The following is a 14,344-nucleotide window of genomic DNA, read 5'->3' as shown; positions in this document are numbered from 1 at the left end:
GGCATATTTCCAGACTTAAAGCAGGCAATTCTGGTTATGCTTAAAAGAAGTACATACGTTTTACCGCAATGGATTACATGGATAGATTTATCCAAGCTGTATCATTTCCTGTACAATCGCTAATGTGGTACAATGCAATACATAACTGTTGTAAAAAAGATAAATAGATGATTAACTTTATAATCCGTGCGGTAAAACATATATATAAGAGTTTTAAGGGGTGAACACATGTTTAAATTTAATGATGAAAAAGGTCAATTAAAATGCTCCTTCTGTGGAAAGACACAGGACCAAGTCCGCAAGCTTGTTGCAGGACCAGGTGTGTACATATGTGATGAATGTATTGAATTATGTACAGAGATAGTGGAAGAGGAGCTTGGAACAGAAGAAGAAGTGGAGTTCAAGGATGTTCCGAAGCCTGCAGAAATCCGCGATATACTTGATGAGTATGTTATTGGACAGGAGCAAGCAAAGAAATCCTTATCTGTAGCCGTATATAACCACTATAAACGTATCAATTCCAACAGCAAAATTGATGATGTTGAACTGTCTAAGAGTAATATTGCTATGATCGGGCCGACAGGAAGCGGTAAAACGCTTTTGGCACAAACACTGGCAAGAATTCTGAATGTTCCATTCGCAATTGCTGACGCAACATCATTAACAGAAGCTGGTTATGTTGGGGAAGATGTCGAGAACATTCTTTTAAAACTAATCCAGTCTGCTGATTATGATGTGGAAAAAGCAGAAAAAGGAATCATCTATATTGATGAGATTGATAAAGTGGCCCGCAAATCAGAAAACCCGTCTATTACAAGAGATGTTTCTGGTGAAGGTGTGCAGCAGGCATTGTTGAAAATCCTTGAAGGAACTGTTGCAAGTGTTCCGCCTCAAGGTGGGAGAAAACATCCGCATCAGGAGTTTATCCAAATTGATACAACAAACATCCTTTTCATCTGCGGCGGTGCATTTGATGGCATCGAGCCTATCATTAAAAGACGTCTTGGTCAAAAGGTAATTGGGTTTGGCGGAGAAACGAAAGTGGAAGAAGTGGAAGACAAAGACTTGCTTTCAAAAGTACTTCCAGAAGACTTGCTTCGTTTTGGTCTTATTCCGGAATTCATCGGGCGTCTTCCTGTTATCTCAAGCTTAGGACAGCTTGATGAAGAGGCGCTTGTAGAAATACTGACAAAGCCGAAAAACGCTTTAGTGAAACAGTACAAAAAGATGCTTGAACTAGATAATGTTGAATTGGACTTCGAAGAGGATGCCCTAAGGGAAATTGCGAAAAAAGCAATTGAAAGAAAAACAGGTGCCCGCGGACTTCGTTCCATCATTGAAGGCATTATGCTTGATGTGATGTTTGACCTTCCTTCACGTGAAGATATCGTCAAATGCATTATCACAAAAGAAACAGTCGCGGATAACGCTGCTCCGAAACTTGTATTAGAAGACGGAACAGTTGTTGATAAAGAAACGAAAACATCTGCATAACAACAGTTAGCTGTAACTTAAGGGCTGGAATCCTCCGTGGATGCCAGCCCTTTATTTGTTTGTTTTAAGATAATCTAACCAATTCTGTGATTTTTTCCATTAAAATTTGTTTATTCCAACTCTGGGAAGGAGATACTACTTCCTATCAGCAAGATATAATTCAGGAGGTAATAATATGAGTTGGACAGAGATTGCTTTATTTGTACAACTATTCTTTGGCATCATAATCGGTCTGTATTTTTGGAACCTTTTAAAAAGTCAAAGAACACAAAAAGTATCAATTGATCGGGAATCAAAAAAGGAAATGGATCAACTGAGAAAAATGCGTTCTATCTCATTGACAGCTCCGTTATCGGAAAAGGTTAGACCGACAAGCTTTGAAGACATTGTTGGTCAAGAGGATGGCATCAAGGCATTAAAGGCTGCTCTTTGTGGTCCTAATCCGCAGCATGTCATCATATATGGACCGCCTGGAGTCGGGAAGACAGCTGCAGCGAGGCTTGTGCTCGAAGAATCGAAAAGAAATTCAAAATCTCCTTTTAAAAAGAGTTCTGTTTTTGTAGAGCTTGATGCAACTACTGCCAGATTTGATGAAAGAGGTATTGCCGATCCGCTGATTGGATCAGTTCATGACCCAATATACCAAGGGGCTGGAGCGATGGGACAAGCTGGGATTCCTCAACCTAAGCAAGGTGCAGTAACGAATGCCCATGGAGGAGTACTATTTATTGATGAGATAGGTGAACTTCATCCAACGCAAATGAACAAGCTCCTCAAAGTCCTGGAGGATAGAAAGGTGTTTCTTGAAAGTGCGTATTACAATGAAGAAAACACCCAAATCCCAACACATATACATGATATTTTCCAAAATGGTCTTCCAGCAGACTTTAGACTGATTGGAGCGACAACAAGAACACCGAATGAAATTCCTCCTGCTATTCGTTCCAGATGTATGGAAGTATTTTTCCGTGAATTAACAGCAGACGAGGTCGTAAAAATCGGCAAAAAAGCCGCTGATAAAGTGCGATTGGATATTAGCGAGAAAAGCTTAGAAACATTGGCTGAATATGCACGCAATGGGCGCGAAGCAGTCAATATTATTCAAATATCAGCAGGCCTTGCGATAAGCGGTGATCGTACATACATTAAAGACGATGAATTAGAATGGGTTATCCATTCAAGCCAGCTTTCTCCAAGAATGGAGCGTAAGATAAACGATGTATCCCACGTCGGTATAGTCAACGGCCTGGCAGTACATGGTCCAAATATGGGGGCACTCCTTGAAATAGAAGTGACTGCTATACCTGCAGAAAAGGATAAAGGCTCTATCAATATTACGGGAATTGTAGAAGAAGAAAGCATTGGCGGCCAAGGCAAATCAATAAGACGGAAAAGCATGGCTAAAGGATCGATTGAAAATGTCATAACCGTACTAAGGTCAATGGGTGTTCCAGCAGACCAATATGACATCCACGTCAACTTTCCTGGTGGTGTCCCAATAGATGGTCCATCGGCAGGGATTTCAATGGCTGCAGGCATTTATTCAGCCATCTATAAACAACCGATTGACAGAAAGGTAGCAATGACGGGCGAAATAAGCATCCATGGAAATGTGAAGCCTGTCGGCGGTGTGTTTGCAAAAGTGAAAGCAGCACAGAAAGCCGGTGTCAGCACTGTCATTATCCCTGAAGAGAATATGCAATCTGTTCTCAAGGAGATTTCGGGTATAACGATTATCCCAGTTGCATCGTTTAATCAAGTGCTGGAGCTTGCTTTGCTGAAAGAAGCTCCAGATAACGAGGAAGCAATACCTGCTTCGATTAATATATCTAAAAAGGAAAGTGTATAACTGATAAATAGCCCTGCACTAAAAATTGTTGATTCTAACAAATAAAAGTGCAGAGCTTTTTTTATATGAGTAAATGCCAATTAATTTAACAGCAGGCAAAGATGCTTTATAATGTAAGCGACAGAAGGTTTGCTAATTCTTTTACAGAAAAGAGACATAATACAGCCCATTTGTTAAAATAATAACATTATGACATAAGTAAGAGTGGTAACTTACAACTTATACAATCATGCAATATTTCAATACGAATACAAGAACATCGGCAAGCATGCTTACAATTCTTAAGTAAAAATAATGAGGGCAAGTGAGTTCTATTTCCTTTTTTCCTATAATAACCCTAGTTAATAGACACTTTTTCCTAAATAGGATAGAATTGTACAAAGTATGAAATGCGATGCTGGAGGTGCAACGTCATGGAGGAAAAAAAGAATACATTAGTACCCCTCCTGCCGCTTCGAGGATTACTTGTTTATCCAACAATGGTATTACACTTGGATGTTGGTAGAGAAAAGTCGGTGCAGGCACTTGAAAAAGCAATGGTGGAAGACCACCTGATTTTTCTAACAATGCAAAAGGATATTGATATTGATGATCCTGCTGAGGAGGATTTATACAAGGTTGGAACACTGACTAAGGTCAAGCAAATGCTGAAGCTTCCTAACGGTACAATTCGTGTCTTAGTGGAAGGTCTGAAGCGTGCCGAATTAGTGGAGTTGTCGGAAGAGGACGGCTATTATGCCGCATCTCTTAAAGTGATGGAAGAGAACACTTCTAAGGATGTAGAGGACGAGGCATTAATGCGGACAATGCTTCAGTACTTTGAGCAATACATAAAAATCTCCAAAAAGATTTCCAGTGAAACGTATGCAACTGTTTCTGACATGGAGGAACCGGGAAGAATGGCTGATATTATCGCCTCCCACTTGCCGATTAAATTGAAGGAAAAACAGCAGATTCTGGAAACATTAGATAATAAAGAGCGCATGAATCATGTGATTGATATCATTCATAATGAAAAAGAAGTCCTTAACTTAGAAAAGAAAATAGGACAGCGTGTGAAGAAATCCATGGAAAGAACGCAAAAGGAATACTATTTGCGTGAGCAAATGAAAGCGATCCAAAAAGAGCTTGGCGATAAAGATGGAAAAAGCGGAGAAGTCAGTACACTAAGCGAAAAGATAGAGCAGGCCGGAATGCCTGAGCATGTTAAGGCTGCAGCGCTGAAAGAATTAGACCGTTATGAAAAGATTCCGTCTACATCAGCAGAAAGCTCTGTTATCCGAAATTATATTGACTGGCTCTTAGCATTACCGTGGAGCAATGCGACAGAAGATGATTTAAATATCATAAAAGCTGAAAAAATCCTTGATCAAGATCACTACGGTCTTGAAAAGGTGAAGGAACGGGTTTTGGAATATTTGGCCGTTCAAAGCTTAACCAATTCCCTTAAAGGACCAATCCTTTGCTTGGCAGGACCTCCGGGAGTCGGAAAAACGAGCTTAGCACGCTCCATTGCTAAATCTCTTAACCGAAACTTTGTACGCATCTCCCTCGGAGGAGTCAGAGACGAGTCTGAGATTAGAGGTCATAGAAGGACATATGTCGGGGCGATGCCTGGCCGCATCATTCAAGGGATGAAAAAGGCAGGAACCATTAATCCAGTATTCCTATTGGATGAAATCGATAAAATGTCGAACGACTTTAGAGGAGACCCTTCTTCTGCGATGCTGGAAGTGCTAGACCCAGAACAAAACCATAACTTCAGCGATCATTATATTGAAGAAACTTATGATCTTTCCAATGTAATGTTCATTGCAACAGCTAATAATTTGGCAACTATCCCAGGACCGCTTCGTGACCGTATGGAAATAATAAATATTTCCGGATACACAGAGCTGGAAAAAATCCATATTGCCAAAGATCATTTGCTGCTTAAACAGATTAAAGACCATGGACTTACAAAAGGACAGCTGCAAATCAGGGAAGATGCCATTCAAAATATTGTCCGCCATTATACCCGAGAAGCAGGCGTAAGAAGCTTGGAGCGTCAAATCGCGACGATTTGCCGCAAAACAGCGAGAATGATTGTATCAGAAGAAAAGAAAAAAGTAATTTTAACAAGCAAAAATGTGGTAGAATTTCTAGGTAAGCCTATCTTTAGATATGGTCAGGCAGAACTTGAGGATCAAGTTGGTGTTGCGACAGGACTTGCATACACGACAGTCGGCGGAGATACGCTGCAAATAGAAGTATCATTAGCTCCTGGTAAAGGTAAGCTTGTCCTTACAGGGAAACTGGGTGATGTTATGAAGGAATCAGCACAGGCAGCATTCAGCTATATTCGCTCTAAAGCGGAAGAGCTGGGCATTGACTCGAAATTCCATGAGAAGTATGACATTCATATCCACGTCCCAGAAGGAGCGGTGCCAAAAGATGGACCGTCCGCAGGTATTACGATGGTGACAGCTCTTGTTTCCGCACTGTCTGGTAGACCGATTAAAAGAGAAGTAGGCATGACAGGGGAAGTAACGTTGCGCGGCAGAGTTCTGCCAATTGGCGGTTTGAAGGAAAAGTCACTCAGCGCCCATCGTGCAGGCTTGACGACCATCATTGCTCCGAAGGATAATGAGAAAGACTTAGATGATATACCAGAAAGTGTCCGAGAGGAACTGAATTTTATTCTTGTTTCTCATGTGGACGAAGTGTTAAAACATGCTCTGAACGGAAGTGTAAATTCTTGAAAGTAAATAGTGCAGAAATAGTAATTAGTGCAGTAAAGCCACATCAATACCCGGAAACAGATTTACCTGAATTCGCGTTAGCTGGCAGATCAAATGTAGGAAAGTCTTCCTTTATTAATAAAATGCTTGGCAGAAAGGCGCTTGCTCGTATTTCCTCCAAGCCAGGGAAAACGCAGACATTAAATTTTTACTTAATTAACGAAATGCTTCACTTTGTAGACGTTCCTGGCTACGGATACGCAAAAGTATCCAAGAAGGAGCGGGAAGCATGGGGCAAGATGCTCGAAACATATTTTACGACAAGAGAGCAGCTTAAAGCAGTTGTCTTGATTACAGACATTAGACATGCCCCAACTGCAGATGATGTCACGATGTATGAGTTTCTCAAACATTATGGTATACCGGCAGTAATCATTGCAACAAAAGCAGACAAAATTTCTAAATCCCAATGGCAAAAGCATTTAAAAGTCACACGGGAAACTTTAGATCTTAGCAAAGACGATCATCTTATCCTCTTCTCAAGTGAAACAGGAGAAGGGAAAGATAAAGTCTGGTCATTGCTGCAGTACCTTTCCAAAAACTAAAATGCAAAAAAGCCAAATCGGACAACGATTTGGCTTTTTTATTTATGGGAAAATCACCAGAAGGATAATAAAAAGGGCGGAAACAGGAAAAGCTATTAGCAAATCATGGCTTAGTAGGAGGAGTAACTTGTGACAAGTGAGAAACCAATATCCATATTTGCTTTAGGCGGTTTAAATGAAATTGGAAAAAACATGTACGTATTGGAATATGGGGACACAATCTTAGCAATTGACTGCGGAAACAAATTTCCTGATGAAAGTCTGCTTGGAATCGATTTAATAATCCCTGATATCAGTTATTTAGTAGAAAATAAGGAGAAAGTGAAAGCACTTATTGTCACACATGGACATGAGGATCATATTGGCGGCATCCCTTATTTTTTGAAACAATTAAATGTACCTGTTTATGGAACAAAATTTACTCTTGGCCTTATTGAACTAAAGCTTAAGGAACATGGTCTTGCAGGGGAAACAGAATTGATTGAGATTACTAATAGCTCACAATTAACATTTGACGAAATTAAAGCCGAATTTTTCAAGGTGAATCACAGTATTCCTGATTGTGTAGGCATCGTATTTCGTACCCCACTTGGAAATATTGTGCACACGGGAGACTTTAAGTTCGATCTAACCCCTGCGAATAAGGAACACTCAGATATACATAAAATGGCTCAAATCGGTTCAGAGGGAGTCTTGCTGCTTATATCTGAAAGCACAAACGCTGAACGGCCTGGCCTGTCTCCATCTGAACAATTAGTAGGCAGCCATATTCTTGAAGCATTCCGAAAAGCAGAAAGAAAAGTGATTTTGTCAACATTTGCTTCCAATATTAACAGGGTACAGCAAGTTGTGGATGCAGCAATCGATACAAATCGCAAGCTTGCTCTTCTTGGCAGAAGCATGCTTAATGTCGTGGAGGTTGCGATGACTCGTGGCTACTTACAAGTTCCAGAAGGTCTGTTAATCGACCAGGACCAGATTGAACTATTCCCTCCAGAAAAGGTCGCGATACTTTGTACAGGCAGTCAGGGAGAACCATTAGCTGCACTTGCCAGATTATCGACTGGAAATTTTCGGGGAGTTGAAGTGCTTCGCGGTGATACCGTTATTTTTGCTGCCGGTCCAATTCCAGGAAATGAAAGATATGTTTCGCGAATTGTGGACAACTTCTTTGCAATCGGAGCAAATGTAATTTACGGTTCTGGCAGCATGTCTGGCATGCATGTTTCGGGACATGGGTACCAAGAAGATTTAAAGCTTATGCTGACATTGATGAGGCCGCACTATTTCATCCCAATACACGGTGAATACAGAATGCTTAACCAGCACCGTAGCCTTGCTGAATCAGTCGGTGTAGAGGAAGGCAACACTTTTATTATCGGCAATGGTGACGTTGTCGACATTCAAGATAAAAAAGCAAGATTTACAAGAAATGTCCATGCTGGCAACACCTATGTTGATGGTGTTGGTGTAGGGGATGTCGGCGAGGTAGTACTTCGGGACCGCAAGCAGCTTGCTGAGGATGGAATGCTTGTAATCGTGCTGACAATGAGCAAGCATGAGAAAAAGCTGATTGCAGAGCCAGATACTATTTCAAGAGGCTTTGTATACGTACGAGATGCCGAAGATCTCCTTCGGGAGGTAAACCGCCTTATTAAAGAAGCAGTCATGAGCATTGACGCAAGAGGTAAAAATCAATGGGGTGCCATTAAGCAGGAAGTGCGCAAAGCTGCAGGCCAGTATATCTTCCATCAAACGAAAAGAAAACCGATGATCCTGCCGATCATTATTGAAGTATAAAAAAACAGATAGCTTTAGCTATCTGTTTTGCTTTATTTCCGTTTCGAAAGCAGAAAATATCCGCCAATAAGCAGGAATAAAAGCGGTGTAAAGAATTTCAGTGTACTTTCACCGATATGGATGAACGTAATGGAAGCCACTATTTCTTCGTAAAAAAGCAGCAAGCCTGCCAACAGTAGAAACAGCACACCATTTACCAGGCCCGAACCTGCTCTTTGATTGAAGAGAATAAACCCTAACGCGATAATCAATAAAAATGTTCCCGTATCATCCGGCCAAATCGCCAGTTTATTAACAAGGTGAAAGTGAAGGCCAAACCCTGTTAAAATCACCCCAGGCAAGATAGAGCCATGATCCTTGCCTATAAAGCCTTGACATAAAAAGGCAAGGCCAACGATGATTAGCAATGTAGGCCAAGAATAAAAGTCAGGGAATGGAGACATATTTAATTCATTTAGTAAAAAGTATAATCCGAATCCAACTAGCACAACACCAGTAAATAATTTATAAGATTTCATATTTCCTCCGTTTCCAGTAATACAAGCTTGAATACAACCGATATCTTTGTTACTGTACATTGAGTAGATAGTATTAGATAGGCTGTTTTTTGAACAGCAAAAAACAAAAAAAGCTGTTTTAATAGATGATTTTGGCATACACTATTACTAGTAAATACACATAGTATAAAACTGACTTTGCCAATAATACTATATGTTAACATATCAATTCACAATTTGTTCACAATTAAAAGCATATTTCTTGCCCATAATTAGTGTTTTTTTGTTATAATAAGTACATGTTTAGAATTATTATAAATAAAGAATCGATTTTTGGTTGAAATCCTTTGGGGGTGTCATTTACTTATGCATATAGTTGTGGTTGGACTAAATTATAAAACGGCCCCAGTAGAAATTAGAGAACGGTTAACATTTGACTCTTCGAAAATAGGGGAAGCAATGAGTCAGTTGCAAAAGAAAAAAAGCATATTAGAGAATATCATCATTTCTACTTGCAATCGTACAGAAATTTATGCTGTTGTCGACCAATTGCATACTGGTCGTTATTATATAAAAGAATTTTTGTCTGAATGGTTTGAGATTGACCAGTCAGAATTCAGTCCATATATATTTGTATACGAACAGGATGGAGCTATGAACCATCTTTTTCAAGTTGCGTGCGGATTAAATTCTATGGTGGTAGGGGAAACTCAAATTCTTGGGCAAGTGCGTGCAAGTTTTCTAGAAGCCCAATCCATTCAGTCTTCTGGCACAGTCTTTAACCAGTTGTTCAAGCAGGCTATTACGCTTGCGAAAAAGGCTCATACAGAAACAGATATCGGTGCTAATGCAGTTTCTGTCAGCTATGCGGCTGTAGAATTGGCGAAAAAGATTTTCGGAACTTTAGAGAACAAAAATGTACTCATATTAGGTGCGGGGAAGATGGGCGAGCTGGCAATTCAGAACCTGTACAGCAATGGAGCTAAAAACGTGACGGTCATTAACCGCACTTTTGAAAAGGCACAAAGCCTTGCAGACCGGTTTGAAGGTCAGGCGAAGTCATTGAGTGAGCTTCAATGTGCATTGATTGATGCTGACATTCTTATCAGCTCTACTGGTGCAAGCTCGTTTGTCATTACGAAAAGTATGATGAATACAGTGGAAAAGATTCGCAAAGGTAAACCGTTATTTATGGTTGATATTGCTGTTCCTCGTGATTTAGACCCTGCACTAGCAGAGTTGGATAGTGTGTTTTTATATGATATAGATGACTTGGAAGGGATTGTGGAAGCAAACCTTCAAGAGCGTCAAAAAGAAGCAGCAAAAATCATGCTTATGATTGAAACAGAAATTGTAGAGTTTAATGAATGGCTTCATTTATTAGGAATCGTTCCAGTGATTTCTGCCCTTCGCGATAAAGCTTTGGCAATCCAGGGAGAAACGATGAAGAGCATTGAAAGAAAGCTGCCTCATTTAAGTGACCGTGATAAGAAAGTCTTAAATAAACATACGAAAAGCATCATTAATCAAATGCTGAAGGATCCAATCCTTCATGCGAAAGAACTTGCCTCTTCCGATGATCGGGAAAAGGCGATGGAGCTGTTCGTTAAAATTTTTAATTTAGAGCAGGATGTCCATTCTCAAGCAACAGTTGTGAAGGAAGACAAGAAAACAGTTTCTTCTTTACAGCCAAACTTTCAAGGTTAAAAAATCAACCTGAAAGCTAGATTGTTTATAAGAGTTTTGGCATTATAGTATATGGAAGCAATCTTTACACAAGGCCTTAATTGTTAAAGGGGAAACACATATATGACAGATGCTTATTTGACAAGACTTCATGAATTAACGATTATTCTTTATGCAATATCTGTGCTCTTATACTTTTTTGATTTTATGCATAATAACCAGAAAGCCAATAGAGCAGCTTTCTGGTTACTTTCCGTTGTTTGGCTCCTGCAGACTTCGTTTCTGTTTATTTACATGATGCAGACAAAACGGTTTCCGGTGCTGACTATTATGGAAGGACTGTATTTCTACACATGGGTCTTAGTTTCCTTTTCGCTTTTAATTAACAAGCTGCTGAAAATAGACTTTATTGTCTTTTTTACAAATGTACTTGGGTTTATTATTATGGCCATCCATACGTTTGCGCCGATGAGCGAGGGAACAGAAATGGCCAAGCAAGTTGTTTCAGAGCTGCTTTTTATTCATATTACAGCAGCGTTGCTTGCGTACGGGGGCTTTTCATTATCTTTTATTTTTTCTTTACTGTATTGTGTTCAATATAATCTTTTAAAAAAGAAAGCATGGGGAAAAAGGCTGCGGCGCATTCCCGACTTATCGAGGTTAGAAAACCTCTCCTATTTGTTTAATGTGTTCAGTGTGCCTACATTGCTGATTTCCTTGATACTGGGAATTCAATGGGCAAGTGTTCAAGCGCCAGGGTTTATCTGGTATGATCCGAAAATTCTTGGTTCCTTTTTAGTCCTATTTATTTACGGATGCTGTTTATATATAAGGGTAACGCACAAACTAGTAGGAAAAGGAATTGCTTTCTTTAATATTGCATGTTTTTTAGTATTGTTGATTAACTTCTTTTTAATAGGGAATTTTTCAACGTTTCACTATAAGTGATAAAGCTACATAAGCCGACGAAAAGCGGCTAAAAGTTGAAGCTGGAGGCATACTTATGCGAAAAATTATTGTCGGTTCAAGACGAAGCAAATTAGCGATAACACAAACGAAATGGGTTATTAATCAACTGAAAAGATTAGACCCGTCATATGAATTTGAAATTAAGGAAATGGTTACAAAAGGTGATGTCGTCCTTGATGTTACGTTATCAAAGGTTGGCGGAAAAGGACTGTTTGTCAAAGAAATTGAGCAAGCGATGCTTGATAAGGAAATTGACATCGCAGTGCACAGCATGAAAGATATGCCTGCAGTACTGCCACCGGGACTTACAATCGGCTGTATTCCAGAAAGAGAGGACCATCGCGACGCGCTTATCTCAAAAGGCCATATTCCATTAAAGGACTTGAAGGAAGGCGCTATTATTGGGACGAGCAGCTTACGACGCGGTGCCCAGCTGTTAGCTGTAAGACCGGATTTGGAAATCAAATGGATTCGTGGAAATATTGATACAAGATTAAAGAAGCTGGAAACAGAGGAATATGATGCAATTATTCTTGCAGCTGCAGGGTTAGCGAGAATGGGCTGGACAAGCGATGTTGTTACAGAGTTTCTTGATCCAGAAACATGCTTGCCGGCAGTAGGTCAAGGTGCATTATCTATTGAATGCAGAGAAGATGATAAGGAAGTGCTCGAATTATTAAGCAAGCTATCATCTGAGGAAACGACGAAAACAGTTTATGCTGAAAGAGCCTTCTTAAACAAAATGGATGGCGGCTGCCAAGTTCCGATTGCCGGATTTGCCACAATGGTTAATAACGAGGAGCTGACATTGACAGCCCTTGTTACCTCTCCAGATGGCAAAACGGTGTTTAAAGAGGTACTGACAGGTACAAACCCTGTAGAACTCGGTGAACAGGCTGCAGAAATTCTTACAGAGCGCGGAGCAAAGAAATTAATTGATCGTCTGAAAGAAGAGAATATTATTGATGCTTAAGCCGCTGCACGGCAAAAGCATTCTGGTTCCCCGCGCGAAAAAACAAGCTACTGAACTTTCTGCAACAATTAAGCAATTAGGAGGCGCGCCTGTCGAGATACCGTTACTTGCCTTTCGCAGCCTCCCATTAGCTAGTAATATGCAAGCAAAGCTTAAAGAAGGCGTTTATGATTGGCTAGTATTTACAAGCAGCAATGGAGTGAACGCTTTTTTTTCAACAATGGAGCTTAAAGACTCTTTATATAAGATTGCGGTAATTGGGGATAAAACAGCCGAAACATTAGCCAAATATGGCCATAAGGCTGCTTTTATTCCGTCCTCGTTTGTTGCTGAAACATTTGCTCAGGAATTCGCAAAGGAAGTAGCAAAAAATGAACAGGTTCTTATTATAAAGGGCAGCTTAGCAAGAAACGTTCTTTACAAAAGCCTCTGTGCGGCAGGGATTGCGGCAGAGGAAGCAATCATTTATGAAACTTACTTTCCAAAGGAGAGCGAGACTCTATTAGTAGAGGCTTTAAAGAAGAGAAGTTTGGATGTGCTTTTGTTTACAAGTTCATCCACAGTGGAATATTTTATGGATGTAGTCCATACATACAACCTTTACGATTATATAAAGGACTGCATCATCGGATGCATAGGTCCGATAACAAAGAAAAAACTAGCTGATAATGGAATAAATGTTCACATTTTTCCCGACAATTTTACAGTAGACAGCATGCTGGAGCAATTAGTTCAATATTTAACAGAATAGGGGAGAACAAACATGTCATTACAATTTAAACGTCACCGCAGACTTCGTCAATCTGCAAGTATGAGAGCATTAGTAAGGGAAACGCATGTTCATGTAGATGATTTGATTTATCCAATTTTCATTGCTGAGGGTGAAAACATTAAGCGGGAAATCTCATCAATGCCAGGTATCTATAACCTGTCGATTGACCGCTTGAAAGAGGAAATGGACGAGGTGCAAAGCCTTGGTATTAAATCAGTGCTTTTGTTTGGAATACCGTTAGAAAAGGATGAATGCGGAACACAGGCATTTCATGATCACGGTATCGTGCAAGAAGGAATTCGGTTTATTAAGAGTAACTATCCGGAGATTGTTATCATCGCGGATACTTGTCTTTGTGAATATACAAGTCATGGACATTGCGGCATTGTCGAGAGCGGCCGTGTCTTGAATGATGAATCATTAGAGTTGCTTGTGAAAACAGCTGTAAGCCAGGCTGAAGCAGGTGCAGACATTATCGCTCCTTCCAATATGATGGACGGCTTTGTCGCTGCGATTCGCAAAGGTCTTGATGAAGCAGGTTATTTAGATACACCAATCATGTCATACGGAGTGAAATATTCATCTGCATTCTACGGACCATTCAGAGAAGCAGCTGACAGCACTCCGCAATTTGGTGACCGCAAAGCATATCAAATGGATCCTGCTAACCGTATGGAAGCTTTGAGAGAAGCTGAATCAGATGTGGAAGAAGGCGCGGATTTCATGATTGTTAAGCCTGGTATGCCATATTTGGATATTGTCCGTGATATGAAAAACACGTTGAAAATGCCAATCGTGATTTATAATGTAAGTGGAGAATACAGCATGGTTAAAGCTGCAGCACAAAATGGCTGGATAGATGAAGAAAGAATCGTGATGGAAATGATGGTAAGCATGAAGCGTGCAGGTGCAGATTTAATTATGACTTATTTTGCGAAAGATGTTGCTCGCTGGTTGAAAGAACAATAAGAAAAGAGGG

General features: G+C 40.1%; 11 protein-coding genes. 10 read left to right on the top strand and 1 reads right to left on the bottom strand.

Features of this window, described 5'->3' with window-relative positions:
* The first annotated feature begins 228 nt into the window (after window positions 1-228).
* The 5 genes from clpX (at window position 229) to ACLIJJ_RS04630 (ending at window position 8,468) form a co-directional block, all read left to right on the top strand.
* Window positions 229-1,494 (top strand): ATP-dependent protease ATP-binding subunit ClpX, encoded by a 1,266-nt coding sequence (gene clpX, locus ACLIJJ_RS04650; RefSeq protein ID WP_233318325.1) that lies wholly within the window; start codon window positions 229-231, stop codon window positions 1,492-1,494.
* A 175-nt stretch (window positions 1,495-1,669) separates the two neighbouring features.
* Window positions 1,670-3,343 (top strand): ATP-dependent protease LonB, encoded by a 1,674-nt coding sequence (lonB, locus tag ACLIJJ_RS04645; protein WP_233318327.1) that lies wholly within the window; start codon window positions 1,670-1,672, stop codon window positions 3,341-3,343.
* A 413-nt stretch (window positions 3,344-3,756) separates the two neighbouring features.
* Complete coding sequence (gene lon / locus ACLIJJ_RS04640) at window positions 3,757-6,084, top strand: endopeptidase La (protein WP_233318329.1); 2,328 nt, start codon at window positions 3,757-3,759, stop codon at window positions 6,082-6,084.
* Window positions 6,081-6,668, top strand: a complete 588-nt coding sequence (gene yihA / locus ACLIJJ_RS04635; protein ID WP_233318331.1) for a ribosome biogenesis GTP-binding protein YihA/YsxC — start codon at window positions 6,081-6,083, stop codon at window positions 6,666-6,668. Before lon ends, yihA begins: the two co-directional genes overlap by 4 nt.
* Before the next feature lie 192 nt (window positions 6,669-6,860).
* On the top strand, window positions 6,861-8,468 hold the full coding sequence (locus ACLIJJ_RS04630; RefSeq protein ID WP_411410632.1) for a ribonuclease J: 1,608 nt from the start codon (window positions 6,861-6,863) through the stop codon (window positions 8,466-8,468).
* A gap of 32 nt (window positions 8,469-8,500) precedes the next feature.
* Here ACLIJJ_RS04630 and ACLIJJ_RS04625 read toward each other — a convergent pair whose 3' ends face one another.
* Complete coding sequence (locus tag ACLIJJ_RS04625) at window positions 8,501-9,046, bottom strand: LiaI-LiaF-like domain-containing protein (protein WP_411410594.1); 546 nt, start codon at window positions 9,044-9,046, stop codon at window positions 8,501-8,503.
* Window positions 9,047-9,331: 285 nt separating this feature from the next.
* On the opposite strand from ACLIJJ_RS04625, the gene hemA reads away from it, so the two are divergent.
* From hemA to hemB, 5 genes are all read left to right on the top strand, one after another.
* The gene (gene hemA, locus ACLIJJ_RS04620) at window positions 9,332-10,672 is read left to right on the top strand and encodes a glutamyl-tRNA reductase (RefSeq protein ID WP_233318336.1); all 1,341 of its coding nucleotides are present in this window, start codon (window positions 9,332-9,334) and stop codon (window positions 10,670-10,672) included.
* A gap of 102 nt (window positions 10,673-10,774) precedes the next feature.
* Complete coding sequence (locus tag ACLIJJ_RS04615; RefSeq protein WP_233318338.1) at window positions 10,775-11,599, top strand: cytochrome C assembly family protein; 825 nt, start codon at window positions 10,775-10,777, stop codon at window positions 11,597-11,599.
* A 55-nt stretch (window positions 11,600-11,654) separates the two neighbouring features.
* Window positions 11,655-12,593 carry a hydroxymethylbilane synthase gene (gene hemC, locus ACLIJJ_RS04610; RefSeq protein ID WP_233318339.1) on the top strand — a complete coding sequence of 313 codons (939 nt, stop codon included), beginning with the start codon at window positions 11,655-11,657 and terminating at the stop codon, window positions 12,591-12,593.
* Window positions 12,586-13,344 (top strand): uroporphyrinogen-III synthase, encoded by a 759-nt coding sequence (locus tag ACLIJJ_RS04605; protein WP_251645023.1) that lies wholly within the window; start codon window positions 12,586-12,588, stop codon window positions 13,342-13,344. Before hemC ends, ACLIJJ_RS04605 begins: the two co-directional genes overlap by 8 nt.
* 12 nt (window positions 13,345-13,356) lie before the next feature.
* Window positions 13,357-14,334, top strand: a complete 978-nt coding sequence (gene hemB / locus ACLIJJ_RS04600) for a porphobilinogen synthase (protein WP_233318341.1) — start codon at window positions 13,357-13,359, stop codon at window positions 14,332-14,334.
* The last annotated feature ends 10 nt before the right edge of the window (window positions 14,335-14,344 follow it).

It is taken from the genome of Niallia laureatilytica (assembly GCF_046613985.1).
GTDB lineage: Bacteria > Bacillota > Bacilli > Bacillales > Cytobacillaceae > Niallia.
The sequence above is the reverse complement of the archived record's forward strand: the minus strand, read 5'-3'. Positions and strand labels throughout refer to the sequence as shown.